At 48.9% G+C, this 19,965-nt stretch carries 19 protein-coding genes, 1 tRNA gene and 1 pseudogene; 18 read left to right on the top strand and 3 right to left on the bottom strand.

From position 1 onward, the window contains the following. The first annotated feature begins 1 nt into the window (after position 1). Positions 2-2,857: an excinuclease ABC subunit UvrA gene (gene uvrA / locus BW42_RS09210; RefSeq protein WP_035410002.1), complete on the top strand. Its 2,856-nt coding sequence runs from the start codon at positions 2-4 to the stop codon at positions 2,855-2,857. A gap of 100 nt (positions 2,858-2,957) precedes the next feature. After that, the gene (locus BW42_RS09205) at positions 2,958-4,067 is read left to right on the top strand and encodes a DUF4097 family beta strand repeat-containing protein (RefSeq protein ID WP_035410000.1); all 1,110 of its coding nucleotides are present in this window, start codon (positions 2,958-2,960) and stop codon (positions 4,065-4,067) included. Between the two features lie 202 nt (positions 4,068-4,269). Here BW42_RS09205 and BW42_RS09200 read toward each other — a convergent pair whose 3' ends face one another. After that, positions 4,270-4,656 carry a hypothetical protein gene (locus tag BW42_RS09200; RefSeq protein WP_035409998.1) on the bottom strand — a complete coding sequence of 129 codons (387 nt, stop codon included), beginning with the start codon at positions 4,654-4,656 and terminating at the stop codon, positions 4,270-4,272. A gap of 123 nt (positions 4,657-4,779) precedes the next feature. Here BW42_RS09200 and hprK point away from each other — a divergent pair, with 123 nt between their 5' ends. From hprK to BW42_RS09145, 11 genes are all read left to right on the top strand, one after another. Beyond that, entirely contained in the window at positions 4,780-5,715 is a 936-nt protein-coding gene (gene hprK, locus BW42_RS09195; protein WP_035396292.1) for an HPr(Ser) kinase/phosphatase, read from the top strand. Then, positions 5,715-6,545, top strand: coding sequence for a prolipoprotein diacylglyceryl transferase (gene lgt / locus BW42_RS09190; protein WP_035409997.1), 831 nt, complete (start codon positions 5,715-5,717; stop codon positions 6,543-6,545). Before hprK ends, lgt begins: the two co-directional genes overlap by 1 nt. A 3-nt stretch (positions 6,546-6,548) precedes the next feature. Further along, positions 6,549-7,205: a pyrophosphatase PpaX gene (ppaX, locus tag BW42_RS09185; protein WP_035409995.1), complete on the top strand. Its 657-nt coding sequence runs from the start codon at positions 6,549-6,551 to the stop codon at positions 7,203-7,205. After that, positions 7,189-7,671, top strand: coding sequence for a DapH/DapD/GlmU-related protein (locus BW42_RS09180; RefSeq protein ID WP_035409993.1), 483 nt, complete (start codon positions 7,189-7,191; stop codon positions 7,669-7,671). Before ppaX ends, BW42_RS09180 begins: the two co-directional genes overlap by 17 nt. 30 nt (positions 7,672-7,701) lie before the next feature. Continuing rightward, a complete protein-coding gene (gene kapB, locus BW42_RS09175) occupies positions 7,702-8,082 on the top strand; it encodes a sporulation phosphorelay system protein KapB (protein ID WP_035409991.1) in 381 nt (126 codons plus the stop codon). 96 nt (positions 8,083-8,178) lie between these two features. Then, on the top strand, positions 8,179-9,663 hold the full coding sequence (locus BW42_RS09170; RefSeq protein ID WP_035409989.1) for a tetratricopeptide repeat protein: 1,485 nt from the start codon (positions 8,179-8,181) through the stop codon (positions 9,661-9,663). Positions 9,664-9,724: 61 nt separating this feature from the next. Continuing rightward, positions 9,725-10,687 (top strand): thioredoxin-disulfide reductase, encoded by a 963-nt coding sequence (trxB, locus tag BW42_RS09165; RefSeq protein WP_023469225.1) that lies wholly within the window; start codon positions 9,725-9,727, stop codon positions 10,685-10,687. Between the two features lie 112 nt (positions 10,688-10,799). Continuing rightward, positions 10,800-11,669, top strand: a complete 870-nt coding sequence (gene rapZ / locus BW42_RS09160) for an RNase adapter RapZ (RefSeq protein ID WP_035409987.1) — start codon at positions 10,800-10,802, stop codon at positions 11,667-11,669. Next, the gene (gene yvcK / locus BW42_RS09155; RefSeq protein ID WP_035409984.1) at positions 11,669-12,667 is read left to right on the top strand and encodes a YvcK family protein; all 999 of its coding nucleotides are present in this window, start codon (positions 11,669-11,671) and stop codon (positions 12,665-12,667) included. Before rapZ ends, yvcK begins: the two co-directional genes overlap by 1 nt. Next, positions 12,664-13,620, top strand: coding sequence for a DNA-binding protein WhiA (whiA, locus tag BW42_RS09150; protein WP_035409981.1), 957 nt, complete (start codon positions 12,664-12,666; stop codon positions 13,618-13,620). The genes yvcK and whiA overlap by 4 nt, the downstream gene beginning before the upstream one ends. Positions 13,621-13,702: 82 nt before the next feature. Next, on the top strand, positions 13,703-13,939 hold the full coding sequence (locus BW42_RS09145) for a hypothetical protein (RefSeq protein WP_035409978.1): 237 nt from the start codon (positions 13,703-13,705) through the stop codon (positions 13,937-13,939). Positions 13,940-14,050: 111 nt separating this feature from the next. Here the strand turns inward: BW42_RS09145 and clpP are convergent. Further along, positions 14,051-14,635 (bottom strand): annotated as a pseudogene (clpP, locus tag BW42_RS09140) (ATP-dependent Clp endopeptidase proteolytic subunit ClpP); the annotation flags it as partial. A 182-nt stretch (positions 14,636-14,817) separates the two neighbouring features. Continuing rightward, positions 14,818-14,893: transfer RNA gene (locus BW42_RS09135), tRNA-Arg, on the bottom strand. Positions 14,894-15,046: 153 nt separating this feature from the next. Between BW42_RS09135 and BW42_RS09130 the strand changes: the two genes are divergently transcribed. The 5 genes from BW42_RS09130 (at position 15,047) to pgk (ending at position 19,951) form a co-directional block, all read left to right on the top strand. Then, positions 15,047-16,189: an RNA polymerase subunit sigma-54 gene (locus tag BW42_RS09130; protein ID WP_035409976.1), complete on the top strand. Its 1,143-nt coding sequence runs from the start codon at positions 15,047-15,049 to the stop codon at positions 16,187-16,189. Then, positions 16,180-16,440, top strand: a complete 261-nt coding sequence (locus tag BW42_RS09125) for a glutaredoxin family protein (RefSeq protein ID WP_035409973.1) — start codon at positions 16,180-16,182, stop codon at positions 16,438-16,440. The genes BW42_RS09130 and BW42_RS09125 overlap by 10 nt, the downstream gene beginning before the upstream one ends. Positions 16,441-16,555: 115 nt before the next feature. Continuing rightward, positions 16,556-17,584, top strand: coding sequence for a sugar-binding transcriptional regulator (locus BW42_RS09120; protein WP_023469218.1), 1,029 nt, complete (start codon positions 16,556-16,558; stop codon positions 17,582-17,584). 53 nt (positions 17,585-17,637) lie between these two features. Further along, on the top strand, positions 17,638-18,645 hold the full coding sequence (gene gap / locus BW42_RS09115) for a type I glyceraldehyde-3-phosphate dehydrogenase (RefSeq protein ID WP_035409970.1): 1,008 nt from the start codon (positions 17,638-17,640) through the stop codon (positions 18,643-18,645). A gap of 121 nt (positions 18,646-18,766) precedes the next feature. Continuing rightward, positions 18,767-19,951, top strand: coding sequence for a phosphoglycerate kinase (pgk, locus tag BW42_RS09110; protein WP_035396304.1), 1,185 nt, complete (start codon positions 18,767-18,769; stop codon positions 19,949-19,951). The last annotated feature ends 14 nt before the right edge of the window (positions 19,952-19,965 follow it).

The raw sequence follows: 19,965 nt of genomic DNA, 5'->3' as shown, positions 1-19,965 counted from the left end.
GTTGGGAGAAAAGAAGAATCAGATTATCATCAAAGGCGCTCGCGTCAATAATCTACAAAACATCGATGTCGAAATTCCCCGCGATCAGCTCGTCGTCTTGACGGGCTTGTCTGGATCGGGGAAATCGTCGCTTGCCTTCGACACGATTTACGCGGAAGGACAACGACGTTATGTCGAAAGTTTATCTGCCTATGCCCGTCAGTTCCTCGGACAGATGGATAAACCGGATGTCGACACGATCGAAGGACTGAGTCCAGCAATTTCAATCGACCAGAAGACGACGAGTAAAAACCCACGTTCGACGGTCGGAACGGTCACAGAGATCTATGACTATTTGCGTCTGTTATACGCACGGATCGGGAAGCCGATCTGTCCGAATCACGGAATCGAGATTTCAAGCCAGACAATCAGCCAGATGGTCGACCAAGTGATGGAGTTGCCGGAGCGGACGCGTCTGCAAATTCTAGCGCCAATCGTTTCCGGACGCAAAGGAACGCACGTCAAGGTGCTCGACGATTTGAAGAAGGAAGGTTTCGTCCGCGTTCGTGTCAACGGAGAGACGATGGATCTCGCCGAAGAGATCACGCTTGAGAAAAACAAGAAACACTCGATCGAAGTCGTCGTCGACCGTGTCGTCGTGCGATCAGACGTCGAAGCCCGTCTTGCGGACTCACTTGAGACTGCACTTCGCCTCGCGGATGGTCGGGTCATCGTCGATACAATGGACGGCAACGAACTATTGTTCAGTGAACATCATGCTTGTCCAATTTGTGGTTTCTCAATCGGCGAACTCGAACCACGGATGTTCTCGTTCAACTCACCGTTTGGTGCTTGTACGTCATGTGATGGTCTCGGAACGAAGCTTGAGGTCGATGTTGATCTCGTCGTGCCGCATCCCGATAAGTCATTGAACGAAGGGGCAATCGTGGCGTGGGAACCAACGAGCTCGCAGTATTATCCACAATTGCTCAAAGCGGTCTGTGACCACTTTAAAATCGATATGGATACACCGTTCGAACAATTGTCAGAAGAACATCGCGAAACGATCTTGAACGGAAACACGAAGGAAGAGATTCACTTCCGTTATGAGAATGACTTCGGGATGGTCCGAAATACGAACCTCTACTTCGAAGGAGTTCTCAATAACTTACAACGTCGCTTCAAGGAGACGTCGTCTGATTATATCCGGGAACAGATGGAAGGCTACATGGCGAAGAAGGCGTGTCCGACGTGTAAAGGACACCGTTTGAAACGGGAATCGCTCGCCGTCAAAGTATCGGATCACCATATTGGTGAAGTGACGAAGATGTCTGTTAAACAAGCGGTCATGTTCTTTGACGAACTACCGGAGAAATTAAGTGAGAAGGATCAGACGATTTCGCGGATGATCGTCCGTGAGATTCATGAACGGGCGTCGTTCCTTGAGAACGTCGGTCTTGATTACCTGACGATCTCACGCGCAGCGGGGACATTATCCGGTGGGGAAGCGCAACGGATTCGTCTTGCGACACAAATCGGTTCGCGTCTGACGGGCGTCCTCTACGTTCTGGATGAACCATCGATCGGCTTACACCAACGCGATAATGATCGTCTGATCAATACGCTGAAGGCGATGCGTGATCTCGGCAATACGCTGATCGTCGTCGAGCACGATGAAGATACGATGATGGCAGCCGACTACTTGATCGATATCGGACCAGGTGCCGGCGATCATGGTGGATTCGTCACGGCAGCCGGAAAACCGGAAGAGTTGATGCAGGATGCGAACTCGTTGACTGGTCAATACTTGTCCGGGAAGAAGTTCATTCCTGTTCCGTCGACACGTAAAGAGCCAGACGGTCGGATGCTCCATATCCACAAAGCATCGGAAAACAATCTGAAAAATGTCGATGTCGACATTCCGCTTGGTCTGTTCGTCGCTGTCACTGGTGTCTCGGGATCCGGGAAATCGACGTTGATCAATGAAATTCTTTATAAGACGATCGCCCACGAGATGAACCGGGCGAAAGAAAAACCGGGTGCCCATAAAGGGATCACCGGTCTGGATCAAATCGATAAGGTCATCGATATCGATCAGTCACCAATCGGTCGGACACCGCGTTCGAACCCAGCAACGTATACCGGTGTCTTCGATGACATTCGTGACGTCTTTGCTTCAACGAACGAAGCAAAACTCCGCGGCTATAAAAAAGGACGCTTTAGTTTCAACATCAAAGGTGGACGCTGTGAGGCGTGTCGTGGCGACGGAATCATCAAGATCGAGATGCACTTCTTACCGGATGTCTATGTGCCGTGTGAAGTCTGTCACGGTAAACGCTACAACCGTGAAACACTAGAAGTGAAATATAAAGGCAAGACGATTGCCGACGTTCTTGAAATGACGGTTGAAGATGCGCTTGCCTTCTTCGAGAACATTCCGAAGATTACGCGGAAATTGCAGACGATTGCTGACGTTGGATTGACGTATATGCGTCTCGGTCAACCGGCGACGGAGTTGTCCGGTGGGGAAGCACAGCGCGTCAAGTTGGCGTCTGAGTTGCATAAGCGTTCGACCGGGAAGACGATCTATATCCTCGATGAACCGACGACAGGACTCCATGTTCACGATATCGCGCGCCTCCTGAAAGTCTTACAACGACTCGTCGACAATGGTGATACAGTACTCGTCATCGAACACAATCTAGACGTCATTAAGACAGCAGACTATTTGATTGATCTCGGACCTGAAGGGGGAGACGGTGGCGGAACGATTGTTGCTGCCGGGACACCGGAACAGATCGCTGAAGTCGAAGCATCTTATACGGGACGATACCTCGCGCCTGTCCTTGAACGCGACGCGGCACGAATTGAATCGTGAAACTTTTGTGGATGAGGATTCGTAGGAAGGAACTAAGGGAACTTAAACGAAAGTATCATGTAACACACGTTTGAGGTTCAAGAATAGGAGGGAACGGTTCATGAAGCAAGATATGCGTCAATTGATATTGGAGCAAGTCAAAGAAGGAAAGTTAACGATTGATGAGGCACTCGATAAACTCGAGCGGCTCGAAGCGATCGACGAACGTGCAACTTCTGCCAGTGAACATAAGTACGTCGATGAACCAGAACAGTATGATCGGGTCGACCAGTATTCTGTCGATTCGCTGACGACGAAAGTCATGTCAGCGTTTGACAATCTCGTCAGCCGGATCAAGGATAGTGATCTTTCACTCAATCAGGCGTCCGGTCCGAACGTCACCTACGTCAAACAATTCCCATTCAGCGGAGAGACGGTTCACGTTGATCTGTTCAATGCGAACTTGGTCGTCGAACCGAGTGATCTTGAAGAATGCGAATTAACGGTGACAGGACGTCCGCTCCGCCGCCAGCAGGTGACGGAAGAACAAGCGCTTGAGCAACTACAAGCTGCCGTTCAGCACGCAGTATCGGCGAATACACTCTCAATCCGTTTGAAGGATAAAAGTGTCCGAGCGACGGTTCACCTGAAAGTACCACGCCGTCATTACGAATCCTTCGTTTTACAGACGTTGAACGGTGAGATTTCGTTATCGTCACTCGATACGACGTCTGCTCAACTGATGACAGCGAACGGTCGTGTCAACGTCCGTGACCTCTTCAGTGAGGATGTTAAAGTATCGACAGCGAATGGCTCGATTGAAATTGAAGAGTCGGAGTTGAAAGTCTTGAAAGCGAAGACAGCTAATGGTCAAATCATTTCGACGGGTGTCTTCGAACGATCGGAACTGAAAACGGCGAACGGAAACATCCGGTGCGAGCTGAAGACGGCGCAAAATGCGAAGGTCAAAGCGTCGTCACTAGCCGGAAGTATCGCCTTAATGTTGCCGCATGGCGCTGAAGTCTACGGAGAACTTGAGACGAACTTCGGTGGTCTCAACTGCAATCTTGACGATATGGAATTGATCCGGGATCAAAAAGAGATCGTCAACCGGAAACTCCATTTCGTCTCAGGGCGCGGTCGTTCACCTAAAATTGAGATTGAAGCGGATACGAAGACTGGTACGATTTCTGTCACGCACGGTGTTCACCTCAGTCCACAAGCGTTATAAGTATACTCGGCGCAACTTCTTGAAAAAGAGGTTGCGCTTTTCTTGTGACGTCGTATCCGCTTTACATACTTTCCTCAGGCTCGTTTGTCTCTGACAGCGTGGATATCCGCGCTTTTTCCTATAGGAGTCACACATGCGGAACGACTTCGTCTGCATATACAAAAACACCTATCCTCATCGAAGAAGATAGGTGTACGTTAAATCAATAGTTGTAGTCTTGATCCATCATTGGTTCATCGAAGTTCATGTTTTCGATGTTGTTCATGTCATACCCGAACGAGAGTAAGGCAATGATACCGATGATTGCAAGCACAATCGAAACGAGAATCAGACCAATGCCGAGCCAACTCTTGCCACGGGAACGATTCCAATAGAAAATGATGGCTAAGACGTAAGAGATGAAAGACCCACTGATGAAGACCCCGATGATGGAAATAATAAAGAATAAGAGAGCTGTTTGATCTTGATTCCGGGAGTAAGCCTTCCACATATCGATCAGCGAAATCACGAGATAAACGAAACCGGCGATCGCGAGGATTCCAAATAAAATAAGTATTAAAACGAACCAAATACCGCCACCTGACATCATGGCAAAACCTCCTTCAAAATATTAACTCTTTATTCCATTCCCAAGAAATCATGCTTCTAATCCAATTCCATGAACCGAATAAAAATATGGTACAATACTTCAAGTGAAAGGGGCTGACGAAGCGTGCAACCAAAAGTGCGAACAGCTGAAATCGTAAAACAATTCAATCTCCACATCGTCACGGGAGAAGAAGGCTTACATCGCCCGATTCTAACGGCTGATTTGTGCCGACCTGGCCTTGTGCTTGCCGGTTATTATGCCTATTACCCGGCGGAACGTCTTCAAATTCTCGGAAAAACAGAATTGACGTTCTTCAATAATTTAACGTACGAGGAACAACGTGAACGAGCAAACGTCCTCTGTACAGATGAAACACCTGGTATCTTGATCACACGTGGATTTGAAGTGCCGGAAGCGATCATCCAAGCTGCGGACGAGACGAACGTGCCACTGTTAACGACAAAAGGGCATACGACATCGGTCGAGTCACAGATCACGAACTTCCTCGAAGCGGAACTCGCGCCAACGACGGCGATGCATGGTGTCCTTGTCGATATCTATGGTGTCGGCGTCTTCATCAAAGGAGCAAGTGGCGTCGGTAAATCGGAAACAGCACTCGAACTCGTCAAGCGGGGTCATCGTTTGGTCGCAGATGACTCGGTCGAGATTCGTCAAACGGGTGACGGGATTCTCGTCGGAACGGCACCGAAGTTGATTCAACATCTGCTTGAGATTCGTGGAATCGGGATCATCGACGTGATGACGTTGTTCGGTGCAGGTGCTGTTCGCTCGCACAAGAAGATCAGCCTCGTCTGTAACCTCGAGATTTGGGATCAATCGAAAGTCTATGACCGCGTTGGTCTGGATCAAGAGACGCTTCAAATCATCGATACGGAAATCCCGTTCTTGACGATTCCGGTTCGTCCCGGACGAAACCTCGCCGTCATTATTGAGGTGGCAGCGATGAACTATCGCCTGAAAAACATGGGCATTAATACAGCAGAAGAATTCGCGGGACGTCTCGCGCAAGCAATTGAAGATGGGAATGGTGGTCTTTGATGGGAACTCTAGCCTCTGTACAACCAACGTTTGATCGCGTCGCAATCAATCTCGGACCGGTACCGATTTACTGGTACGGGATCGTCATCGCACTCGGTGCGGTCGTCGGTCTGTTGATCGCGATCTTCGAATCGAAGCGGATCGGCTTCAATGAAGAGTATGCGGTCGATGTCGTCATCTGGTCAATTCCGATCAGTATCATCTGTGCCCGGATTTACTACGTCGCGTTCGAGTGGGACTACTACAGTCAGCATCTTGATCAGATCATCAACATCCGCCAAGGTGGAATCGCAATCCATGGCGCAATCATCGGCGCGATTTTGACGGTCATCATCTATACACGTAAGAAAAAGATCTCGTTCTGGCAGATCGCTGATATCCTGGCACCGTCGCTCTTGTTCGGTCAAGCTGTCGGACGCTGGGGCAACTTCTTCAACCAAGAAGCACACGGCGGCGAGACGACATGGTCGTACTTACAAGATACGCTGCACTTACCGAACTGGATCGTCAATCAGATGTACATCGACGGGACGTACTACTTACCGACATTCCTCTATGAAAGCATCTGGAACATCATTGGTGTCATTCTATTAATCGTCTGGCGGATGAAGTTCAACCCACGTCGTGGATATGTCTTCCTCGGTTATTTGATTTGGTATTCGATCGGACGCTACTTTATCGAAGGACTCCGGACGGACAGTCTGATGGCTGACGGACTGCGGACGGCGCAAGTCGTCTCGATCTGTTTAGTCATCTTCGGTGTGATCATGCTCGTCATTCGTCGCAATGCCGTTCGTTACTTGGACGGTTCAAAAAAGGAGGCGAAGTAATCGATGATTCGCACACTTTTGTTTGACTTAGATGGAACGTTGATTGATACGAATCCATTGATCTTAAAAAGCTTTGAGCATACGCTCAGTTACTATTACCCCGACCGGACGTTCACGGAAGCGGAACTGCTTCCGTTCATCGGTCCGACGCTTGAAAAGTCATTCTCAGCGATGAATACGGAACAGTGGAAAGAGATGGTCGCTTTTTACCGAAGCTACAACATCGCCATGCATGACGCACTCGTGCTCGAGTATCCAGGTGTGCTTGACGGATTACGCCGTTTGCATGAAGCAGGCTATAAGATGGCGGTCGTCACGTCGAAGAGTCGTCGTGTCGCTCTCCGCGGCATCGAGTTATTCGGATTGACGTCACTGTTTGACGCTGTCATCGCAGCCGACGACGTAACGGAAGAAAAACCAGCCGTCGAGCCGTTTGAGAAAGCGATGCAGTTACTTGGATCAACACCAGACGAGACGATCATGGTCGGTGACAACGATACGGACATCCTTGGGGGCAAGAACGCAGGAGTGAAGACGGTCGCGGTTGGATGGGCGATCAAAGGACGTGCGTACTTAGAAGCTCTCGAACCGGATGTCATCATTGATTCGATGGATCATCTCGCTGCTTGGCTGGAGGAACAAAATGGCACGGCGAACTGATCGGTTTCAGGTCGGAACGACGAATCCACTCTGGCATATGTACCGGACGGTGTCGTTCTTTAAAGTAATGTGGTGCTTTACGATCGTCACGATTGGTCGGTTTGCCCCGTCGTTACGCTTTAAGAACGCGCTTTACCGGACGTGTCTTCGAATGAAGATCGGGGAGAAGACGGCACTTGCCTTGATGGTGATGCCAGACACGATGTTCCCGGAACGGATCACGATTGGTGACAATACGATCATCGGCTTCAATACGACAATCCTCTGTCATGAATATTTGACGACAGAATATCGTTTAGGTGACGTCGTCATCGGAAGTAACGTCTTAATCGGTGCGAACGTGACGATCTTACCGGGCGTGACGATCGGAGATGGTGCCGTTGTCGGTGCCGGATCCGTTGTTCACCGAGACATCGCTCCGAACGAACGCGTCTCGAGTCAGCCGCTTCGCCGGCACGAAATGTGACAAAACTGTGAGAAGGAAGAAGGAAAAAAGATGACGCACATCCGCTTTACGTATAAGACAGGAAAGTATTTCGGAAGATTATTCGCCGAACGTCCACAAGGTCTCGTCGTGGAGGTGCTGGCTGTCGAAAAGCATCCGGTTCAAGGAGATCTTCACCAACCGAACCAAGTCGATGTCCCGCTCTTTCATATCCGGACCGCCTTGCATAAGCACGAAAAGATCACGGTTTCGCCCGCAGTCGTTTATACGTATGACGGAGAGATTCCCGATTATGCGACGAGCTTACGGCAGGCATATGACAAGGACGTGGCACGTCTTGGAGGACTGAATCCAGAGACGGATGCTTTTGTACGAAAATGCTTAGAGAATTACAAAGAACTGGAATCAATTTATGCAAAACGCTGGGGATGAACTCCGGCGTTTTTTTCTGTTGCATGCCTTCTAGAGATAGGGTATTCTTGTGTCTGCAACTACGAAACCAGTTTACTATTTATGGGGGCTTGAATCATGATGGAATTAACCAAATACAAAGCAGACCCCTTTGCGATAACAGCGCGCCAAGCGGAACTTTTTTATTTCCGCGGACGGAAGGCGCACCGGGAAGGGCGACTGGACGAAGCCGTCTATCATTTAGATGAGGCGACGACACTTCAGCCAGCGGACATCCGTTATTTGCTCCGTTATGCCCGTGTCTTATTCGAGACAGGAGAAATCAATCATGCGAATGATGTCTTGAAACAAGTACGTGCACTCGACGCATCAAATATGGAATCACTCTTTTATTTAGCGAATAACTACGCACATGTCTCACTTTATGAAGAAGCGCGACAGCATGCGATGGAATATTTAGAGCAAGCACCAAACGGTAAACACGCGGAGGCATCGGCCGCACTCGTGGAACTGATTGATCTCGAACAAGAGATGGAAGACGACGAAGAGGACGAATTGATTCGTCTGCACGGTCAAGCACAACGCCAGATCGATAAAGGGATGCTGTTCGCGGCACAGGAGACGTTGACTGGACTGATTGCCCAGTACCCGACGTTCTGGCCTGCCTACAACAACCTCGCGATCGTCGAGTTCTATTTAGGAGAGAACGATCAGGCATTCGCTTCCCTCGAACGGGTCCTTGAAGGAAACCCTGGGAATTTGCATGCCCTCTGTAACACGCTCGTCTTGCTACACGAGATGGGACAGGACGAAGAGGCGCACCGTCTCTCTCGTCAGCTCGAACACGTCCGTTCCGTGCATCTTGAGACACGTTATAAGGTAGCGTCGACTTTAGCGATCATCGGACGGTACGATATCGCCTATGAAGAGTTGAAATTACTCGAGCGTCGCGGGTACCGAGGAGATCCCCTCTTTGGGCACTGGTTATCGATCTCTGCCTATAAGACAGGACACGTCGAAGAAGCGGCGGCTTTCTTGAAGTCAGACGAAGCACAAGCGTTAAAGGAAGAAACGGATACGTATGACATCCGCCACAACCTACAGTTTCGCTCGGCACTCATCCAAGCGTTGAAGACGGAAGATGACGTCTCGCGCATCTTCACGGCACTTCTTCTTGGCAAGCTGAACGATGCTGAAGCACGACTTGCATTGTCGATGATGCCGGAAGTGACGGATCGGGAAGATGTCCTGTTATTGACGGAACAGATCATCGTCGAGATGGAAGGACGGACCGATGTCGTGGATGAACGCATTCACCGGGCATTGCAGACGATCCGTCTTGCAGAACGATTCGTTTCAGACGAAGAACGGATGAGTCTTGAAGGGGATTTTTATGAACGCTTCGCACAGCTCGTTTTAAGTGGAGAATCGTTCGATTCAATTGAAGCATCCGCGGCATCACTGCTTTACCTGTTCCATGATTTACGAGACGGAATGTTGATCGAGGAATGCGCATCGCTCGTCGATTGTTCGTTCGATCATGTCGCGTCAATGATCCGGACACATGAACGGATGCTGGCACCGCTGCAAGCAAAGTGTTAGACGTTTAGGGGATTCTCACCTATACTCAAACTACAACGATTACGATAAATGGGGTGGAATCATGGCGGAAACAGAACAAAAAATTTATGACGTCATCATCATCGGGGCAGGTCCTGCTGGGATGACAGCTGCACTTTACGCATCACGTGCGAACCTTTCGACATTGATGATCGAACGCGGGATTCCGGGCGGTCAGATGGCGAACACAGAAGATATCGAGAACTACCCAGGATACGATAGCATCCTCGGACCAGATCTCTCGCAAAAAATGTTCGACCACTCGAAAGCATTCGGCGCAGAATATGCGTACGGAGACGTTCGAAGCATCGAAGACGGTAAAGCATACAAAACGATTCATGCACACAACAAAGATTACTATGCACGGGCGATCATCATCGCGTCTGGTGCACAATATAAAAAAATCGGCGTACCGGGTGAAGAAGAGCTCGGCGGTCGCGGTGTCTCGTACTGTGCCGTTTGTGATGGTGCATTTTTCAAAGAAAAAGAACTCTTCGTCATCGGTGGTGGTGACTCAGCAGTTGAAGAAGGTGTCTACTTGACGCGCTTCGCGAAAAAAGTCACGATCGTACACCGTCGTGATGAGCTTCGCGCTCAAAAAATTCTTCAAAAACGTGCGTTCGACAACCCGAAAATTGACTTCATCTGGAACCATACAGTCAAACAGATCAACGAACAAGACGGGAAAGTCGGCGGCATCGAGCTAATCAATACAAAAACAGCTGACGTGACGACGCATCCGATTGATGGTGTCTTCATCTACATCGGAATGAACCCAATCACTGGGTACGTCCAAGATCTCGGCATCTTGAACGACCAAGGCTACGTCGTGACGAACGAAGCAATGGAAACGAACATCAAAGGTATCTTTGCTGCTGGTGACGTTCGTGAAAAAACATTGCGCCAAGTCGTTACAGCAACGAACGATGGTTCGATTGCCGCACAAAATGCACAGCATTTCATCGAAGCGTTGCTTGAAGAATTACAAGAATCCTCACACGCATAATATCGAACCAGTTTCATTGAAGGAGACTTCAGTGAAGCTGGCTCTTTTTTTATGATATACTGAAAAAGAAGCGAAAAAATACACACGGAACTGTTGTCTGGAGGGCGAAAAGATGGAACAGAATCAACCGCAACTTGTCATCATCACGGGTATGAGTGGGGCTGGGAAGACTGTCGCAATGAACAGCTTTGAGGACTTAGGCTATTTTTGTGTCGACAATCTACCCCCGACGTTACTGCCGCATCTCATCGAAGTCATTGGACAAGTGCGTCCTAAAATCGCCGTTGCCATCGATACCCGCGCGCGTGATTTCATTGACAGCTTTTTTGTCGTCTATGAGGATTTAAAGAAAACGGACTTACAAATCCGGATGCTGTACCTTGATGCGCGAAACGATGTCCTTGTCCGCCGTTACAAGGAATCGCGTCGTTCGCATCCACTTGCACCGACGGATTCACCATTGATTGGAATCGAACGTGAGCGAACGTTGCTCGAAGGATTCCGCGATAAAGCACAGATGCTGATTGATACGAGTGACATCAAGCCGCTTGCACTGAAAGAACGTCTTTTAAAGGAGTTCACGGAAGGCACACGGATTCCGTTCACGGTCAACGTCATGTCGTTCGGCTTTAAGCATGGCTTACCGCTTGATGCGGATCTTGTCTTTGACCTGCGCTTCTTACCGAACCCGTTCTACATTCCAGAGTTGCGTCCAAAAACTGGACTTGACGAGGAAGTGGCATCGTACGTCATGCAATGGCCGGAAGCAAAGCTGTTCTATAAAAAACTCGTCGACCTGCTCGAATTCCTGATTCCGCAATACGAGCGGGAAGGGAAGTCGCAACTCGTCATCGCCCTCGGTTGTACAGGTGGGAAACATCGTTCAATCACGTTTGCAGAAGCGATCAGTAAAGAATTTGCGACGCAGTATCATATCGAGACGAATCACCGGGATTATGTGTATGCGAAGGGGGAGAAGTGATGAAATGGGAACGTAAAGTCGTCGCTGTCGGTGGCGGAACAGGACTCTCGACGCTTCTTCGTGGACTGAAACATTACCCGCTCGACATCACAGCCATCGTCACCGTTGCTGATGACGGGGGCAGTTCTGGTCGTTTGCGGACGGAATTCAATATGTTGCCGCCGGGCGATATCCGAAACGTCATCGTCTCCTTATCGAAGTCAGAGACATTGATGGACCGGATCATGCAGTACCGGTTCGAGACCGGGGAAGGACTGCATGGTCATTCACTCGGGAACCTGATGCTGACGGCAGCAACCCAACTTTGTAACGGTTCGTTCGTTGAAGCGATCGGTGTCATGGGGCAACTGTTGAACGCGGAAGGAAAAGTCTATCCGGCGACGGAACGGACGATCACGCTCTGTGCCGAGTTCGAGGACGGAACGATCGTTAAAGGCGAGTCGTTGATTCCGAAGGTCGGTAAGAAGATTGAACGGATTTTCCTTGAAGAACAAGATGTCCGTCCAGTACCGGAAGCGATTCAGGCGATTCTTGATGCCGATGTCATCGTCCTTGGTCCGGGCAGTCTCTATACGAGTATCATCCCGAACGTTCTGATCGACGAAATCCGAGAAGCAATCCAGCAATCGCTAGCTCCGGTCGTCTATATCTGTAACGTCATGACGCAACCCGGTGAGACGACAGCGTTCACAGCCAATGAACATTTAGCGGCACTCGAACGCTTCCTCGGACAAGGGGTCGTCGATACGATCATCGTCAATAATGAATCGATCGATGCGAGTTACCTGAAGAAATATCAAAAGGATCACGCTGACATCGTCACCTATAATGAAAAACAATTCGAGTTAGCAGGCGTTGAAGTGCTAGCAGACGATATCGTCGATTACAATCATCACTTCATTCGTCATGACTCAGATGCTGTCGCAAGCCTCGTCATGCGAAAAGTGTTGTCGATTCGACGGATGCGTCAACTCGAAGGAAAGGAGGAGCTGACATGAGCTTTGCCTCAGAAGTCAAAAAAGAATTAACGCAGATTCCGATTACTGATCACGAGATGAAGGCGGAACTCGCGGCGCTTGCCCGGATGAACGGTGCGATCTCGTTCGGTCTCGGACGTGGTCTGACACTCGATATCTCGACCGAGAATGCCTCGATTGCCCGTCGGATCTATTCGCTTTTGAAAAAAGCATACGGGGTTCATCTCGATCTGCTCGTTCGGAAGAAAATGCGTCTGAAAAAGAATAATGTCTACATCGTCCGCGTCAAACAACAGGCGGATAAGATTTTGCAAGACCTCGGGATTTTAGGAGAAGGATTCACGATGATTCGTTCCATCAGTGACACGATCTTAAACGATGAACGAAAAGCACGCGCATATTTACGAGGGGCGTTCCTCGCCGGGGGTTCGCTCAACAATCCGGCGACGTCGTCGTACCACTTGGAAATCTTCAGCTTATATGAAGAACACAATGCGGCGCTCCGCGGTCTATCAAACGTCTTTGATTTGAACGCGAAGGCAATCGAACGGAAAAAGGGACATATCCTTTATATCAAGGAGAGCGAGAAGATTTCTGATTTCCTCAAGCTCGTTGATGCGACACAATCGATGCTACGGTTCGAGGACGTGCGGATCTTAAAAGATATGCGTAACTCGGTCAACCGTCTCGTCAACTGTGAGACGGCGAACCTTAACAAGACGGTTGGCGCAGCATTACGCCAAGTCGAAAATATTAAGTTCCTCGAGCGAACGGTCGGACTCGATGTCTTACCGGATAAATTGAAAGAGATCGCGATCTTGCGCGTGACACATCAAGACGTCACGTTGCAAGAGCTTGGTGAGATGGTCGAAAGCGGCTCCATCTCAAAATCAGGGATCAATCACCGGTTGCGGAAGATTGATCAAATCGCTGAAAAAGTACGAAACGGAGAGTCGATGACAGGGGCCATATAAGAGGGTCGCTTGCGGGATGAACCATAGTCTACTATAATATATAGTCGATGCAACTAAATGTTCGAATTAAGGAGTTTTTGAAATGGCTAACGAAAAGAAACGTATTTCGCTGACAGTCGATGCGAAGTTTGATGAAGTGTTAACAAAAAAAGCAAAAGCAATCGGTGTACCGAAAAGCACACTCGTTGCGTTCGCAACATCTTTATTCCTGAAACAATTACAAGCAGAAGAAGAGCTTTCGCCACATGCGAACGCGATCTACTCGCTGATTCGTGAAAACCACGATATCGTTTCAGACATCACAGACTTGATCGACTGATCATCGCCCTCTCGTTCTATAAGGAACGGGAGGTTTTTTGTATGCAACGATAAACGACAAGACTTTATGTATACAAAAAAAGTGCCTCCCGAAGGAGACACTCTGGATGACTTATGCACGTTCCATGACGCGGTCGATGAGACCGTAGTCAGCAGCAGCTTGTGCTGACATGAAGTTGTCACGCTCTGTATCGCGTTCGATGACTTCAAGTGGTTGTCCTGTGTTTTCAGCCATGATTTTGTTGAGGTGCTCACGCATTTTGATGATACGCTCCGCATGGATTTTGATATCCGATGCTTGACCTTGTGTACCACCGAGTGGTTGGTGAATCATGATTTCAGCGTTTGGTAACGCGAAACGTTTTCCTTTTGCGCCTGCTTGGAGCAAGAACGCACCCATCGATGCTGCCATACCGATACAAATTGTTGAAACTTGTGGCTTGATGAAGTTCATTGTATCGTAAATCGCCATACCGGCAGTGATCGAACCACCTGGGCTGTTGATGTAAAGCGAGATTTCTTTATCTGGATCTTCTGCTGCTAAGAACAGAAGTTGGGCAACGACTGAGTTGGCGACGTTGTCGTCAATCGCGCTCCCGAGAAGAATGATGCGGTCTTTTAGCAAACGTGAGTAGATATCGTAAGCACGTTCCCCGCGGTTTGTTTGTTCGATGACTGTTGGAATTAACATAGTCTTTGCCTCCTTATAGTTGGTATGTAGCTTCCTATTCGACTTATCCTTATCATAATCCTTTGGTCAATATTGGTCAAAAGATACGATGCGACTTTTAGGTATTTTTCCATTACAAGGGCAAATGAAACATATCAATATAGAAAAAAGGCAATGCCATTGCTGGCATTGCCTTGTAGTTGAATAAATGGTACACCCGGAGAGATTCGAACTCCCGACACCTGGTACCGGAAACCAGTGCTCTATCCCCTGAGCTACGGGTGCATCTGATGTACTGAACAATTAATAGTATAGCGACATTTTTTCAGAAAAGCAATAGGGAAGCGCGACTTTTCTTTTCTCAAGCGACTCAAAAGGGGTTCAAAGCATGTTTTTTAAAACGTTTCTTCTATAATAAGAAATGGAGGAGGGGAATCGATGGATCAACGCCAGGAACAGACGCAACAGATGACGTTATCGGCGTCACAACAATATCAGTTACACGTACTCGAGCAACCAGCGGCTGATCTTGAGGAGGAATGGCGGCGGTTAAAACGACGATTGCACCGCCATTACCCGAATCAGGTTTCGTTAGAGGCCGAGCAGATGGCAGGACATTTGGCATCCTATGAAGACGAGCTTCTTGCACAAATACGTTTAGAATCAGTCAGACAGGAAATAGGATATATGGCGGAACAACTCATCGTGTATTTAGAAGCGGACGGTTTATTGCGGACATCGGACGAGCAGCTCGCTGCATCCTTCTCGACCGATGTCGCAACGATTACTGAAGCACGGACACTCTTACAACAATGTGAACCAGTCGGCATTGCTGCCCGCTCGGAGCGCGAGTGCCAATGGTTACAGGCGATCGAGCTAGACGACGCAGAATTGATCGGACTGACGGATCGGTTACGACATGAACCGGCGAGTCAAGTGTTCGCGCAGTTCAGTGAACAGGATCGAGCACGGTTGCGAAAACGATTGACGCGCCTGAGCCGGACACCGGATCTTCCTAAAGAAGAACGACCGGTCATGGCAGAAGCACGGATTCACCAGTTAGATGGAAAACTTCAGATTGACTGGATGACACTCGACACGGATCAGAAGTGGCTCGGATTAAAAGAGGCAACGCCTTTTTTACGCGCGTACGAACGACGTCGCGTTACGATGCATGCCATCCTCTCGGTCTTGCTTGAGCGACAAGAACGCTGGTTCAAGGGAGAACTGCATCTTGAGCCCCTGACGAAAAAACAAGTCGCAGAAGCAACAGGGCATCATCCGTCGACGATCGGTCGAGCGATTGCTGCGAAGTACGTCGAGACGATCCATGGTCTCGTCGCTCTAGAAGACTTGTTCGTCTCACGGACGACAACCGGGGATTCGAGTTTTTTGATTAAACGACGGATCGCCGAATACATTCAACATAGCGATCGTCCGTTAAGTGATCAGCAATTGACGGATCGTCTGCAAGCAGACGGTCTGACAGTCGCGCGACGGACGGTTGCGAAATATCGGGCAGCACTTGGTTTAACGAAAAAAACGATGCAGCAAAGGAAGGCGCAATCAGAATGGGATTAAAACGACACAGACACTTAACACTCTATTCACGTCCGGGATGTACGCTATGTGAAGAAGCCGCCATCTTACTCGACTTCGTACTCGATGAGTTTCCGGAATGGACATTCGAGGAAGTCAACATCGATCAGGATGAAGCGCTCAGTCTACGGTTCTTATATGAAATTCCGGTCGTCATGCATGACGAGGAAATCTGGAGTTATGGCAAATTTGATACGGAAACGATAAGAAACCGCTTACTTCAAAAAACTTGAGAAACGAGACTTGCAAGGCGAGAAATGGACTGTTATGATAACGGTGTACCAAGTGGGACACGTTATGACATGCGGGACAGAAAGCGTCCAGCTACTTGAGAGGAGAGGGAAATACATGATTCGGCAGTTAGTCCAGATCCAAAAACGAATCGTGCCTGATCTGATCGAAGAAATGCAGACACGCTACGACATCCTTCATTACGTACGACTGATGCAACCGATCGGACGACGTACGCTTGCGACAAGCCTTGGCTTGACGGAACGCGTCTTACGGCGGGAAGTTGACTTCTTGAAGCAGCAAGACCTCTTAGAGGTCGCGACGCAAGGGATGTCCTTGACGGATGAAGGACGAAACGTTCTTCGCAGCATGCACAGCATCATGGGAGAACTCGCAGGGATCTCAGACATGGCGAAAGCCTTAAAAGAGAGACTTGGAGTACGGGACGTTGTCATCGTACCGGGTGATTCCGATGAGACCTTCTGGGTACAACGAGACATGGGGCGGGCGACCGTCGCACGACTCAAACGAGAGCTTTCTTCAGACCATCACAATACGATTGCTGTCACAGGCGGTACGACGATGGCTTCCGTCGCGGCGATGATGTCGCCAGACAAGGAACACCGTCCGATGACGTTCGTTCCGGCACGCGGAGGACTGGGAGAAACGCTCGAACTACAAGCGAACACAGTATGCTCACGGATGGCGTCACGCGCTCAAAGTGATTATCATCTGCTTCACATCCCCGACATGGTCAGTACAGAGACGTTCGTCAAGATGATTGAAGAGCCGAGCATAAAAAATGTGCTTCAAATGATTAAAGGTGCTTCAATCGTGGTACATGGAATTGGTGAGGCGAAAACGATGGCAAAACGTCGTCGCGCGTCTGAGGATCTCCTGACCCGACTGGAACATGAACAGGCAGTAGCGGAAGCATTCGGATATTACTTCGACCGAGACGGGAACATCGTGCACCGGGTCAAGACGGTTGGTCTCCAACTGGCTGACTTGAAGCAAGTCGAACACGTCATCGTCGTCGCAGGTGGTCATTCGAAGGCAGAAGCGATTAACGCCTATGTCAAACAGTCGCCGGACATCATCCTGATCACGGATGAAGGCGCAGCAGCTTCGATTTTGAAAGGGTAACCCCCTTTTGAATAATAGATAACTCGCTTTACATTAAAAGGAGGAAAATTATCATGGCAGTAAAAGTTGGTATTAACGGATTTGGACGTATCGGACGTTTGGCACTTCGTCAAATTCTTCAATTCGATGGAATCGAAGTAGTCGCGATTAATGACCTTACAGACACTAAAATGCTTGCACACCTTCTCAAATATGATACGACTCAAGGTCGTTTCGACGGCGAAGTTGAAGTACACGACGGTTACTTCCTCGTCAACGGTAAAGAAATCAAAACACTTGCTAACCGCAACCCAGAAGAACTCCCATGGGGCGAGCTCGGTGTTGACATCGTTCTCGAATGTACTGGTTTCTTCACAGACAAAGAAAAAGCTGAGCTTCACTTGAAAGCTGGCGCTAAAAAAGTCGTTATCTCTGCACCTGCAACTGGCGACATGAAAACAGTCGTCTTCAACACGAACCACGAAATCCTTGACGGAACTGAAACAGTTATCTCTGGTGCTTCTTGTACTACTAACTGTCTCGCGCCAATGGCTAAAGTTCTCCAAGATCAGTTCGGAATCGTTGAAGGTCTCATGACTACGATCCACGCTTACACTGGTGACCAAAACACACTCGACGCTCCACACCCTAAAGGTGACTTCCGTCGTGCACGTGCGGCAGCAGCAAACATCGTTCCTAACTCAACTGGTGCTGCAAAAGCAATCGGTCTCGTTCTTCCAGAACTTCAAGGTAAACTTGACGGATCTGCACAACGTGTACCAGTCGCTACAGGTTCACTCACTGAGCTCGTAACTGTACTCGACAAAAAAGTTTCTGTAGAAGAAATCAACGCAGCAATGAAAGCAGCTGCTAACGAGTCTTACGGTTACACTGAAGACGAAATCGTTTCTTCTGACATCGTTGGTATCTCTTACGGATCACTCTTCGATGCAACTCAAACTAAAGTCATGACAGTCGGCGACAAACAACTCGTTAAAACAGTTGCTTGGTATGACAACGAAATGTCTTACACTAGCCAACTCGTTCGTACACTCAAACACTTCGCAGAAATCGCTAAGTAATTCGAGCAATTAAATAGCAATTGAATAAGAGCGGAAACGATATCAGTCTCCGCTCTTATTGCGGAAAAAAGCGGGAGGGGCATTCGCCCCTCACTATACGTAAGAGACGGAGGACGAATGTATGAATAAGAAATCGATTCGCGACATCGATGTACAAGGAAAACGCGTATTTACACGCGTGGATTTCAACGTACCGTTGGAAGACGGTAAAATCACGGATGACACACGGATCCGTGCTGCACTCCCAACGATCAAACACTTGATCGACGGCGGAGCAAAAGTCATTCTCGCTAGCCACATGGGTCGTCCAAAAGGCGAAAAGAACCCTGAGTTCTCACTTGCACCTGTCGTAGCACGCCTCAGCGAATTGCTTGGTAAAGACATCAAGCTCGTTGAAGAAGCATACGGTCCAGTTGCAGAAGAAGCAGTCAGCAAACTCGAAAACGGCGATGTCGTCGTCTTAGAGAACGTTCGCTTCTACCCTGGTGAAACGAAAAATGACGAAGAGCTCGCTAAAGGATTCGCGAAACTCGCTGACGTCTTCGTCAACGACGCGTTCGGCGCAGCACACCGTGCACACGCATCGACAGAAGGTATCGCACACCATGTCGACACAGCAGTTGCCGGTCTTCTCATCGAAAAAGAACTTCAAGTTCTCGGTAAAGCTCTTTCTAACCCAGATCGCCCGTTCACGGCAATCATCGGTGGTTCGAAAGTAGCGGATAAAATCGGTGTCATCGATCACTTACTCGACATCGTCGATACGTTGATCATCGGTGGCGGCTTATCGTACACGTTCCTCACAGCTCGTGGTATCGAAGTCGGTACTTCACTTCTTGAGGTCGATAAAATCGACCAAGCGAAGGAATTCATGAAAAAAGCAGAAGAAAAAGGCGTTAAGTTCCTCATGCCAATCGACTGTGTCATCACGAAGGAATTCGGAGAAGAAACATATGTCGGACCACGTGACATCACAGAGATCCCAGCAGATCACATGTCACTTGATATCGGTCCAAAAACGGTTGAACTCTATGCAGAGGCAATCAAGAACTCGAAACTCGTCGTCTGGAACGGACCGATGGGCGTATTCGAACTCGACAAATACGCAAACGGTACAAAAGGTGTCGCGCAAGCTCTTGCGGACAGCGATGCGTACTCAATCATCGGCGGTGGCGACTCAGCTGCTGCGGCAGAGAAATTCGGTCTTGCTGACAAAATGAGCCACATTTCTACAGGTGGTGGAGCAAGTCTCGAATTCATGGAAGGGAAAGCTCTTCCTGGTGTCGAAGCGCTAAACGACAAGTAATCTAAGTTCACAAG

This window comes from Exiguobacterium sp. RIT341 (assembly GCF_000632205.1).
Lineage (GTDB): Bacteria > Bacillota > Bacilli > Exiguobacteriales > Exiguobacteriaceae > Exiguobacterium_A.
This window is presented reverse-complemented; position numbering and strand designations above follow the sequence as displayed.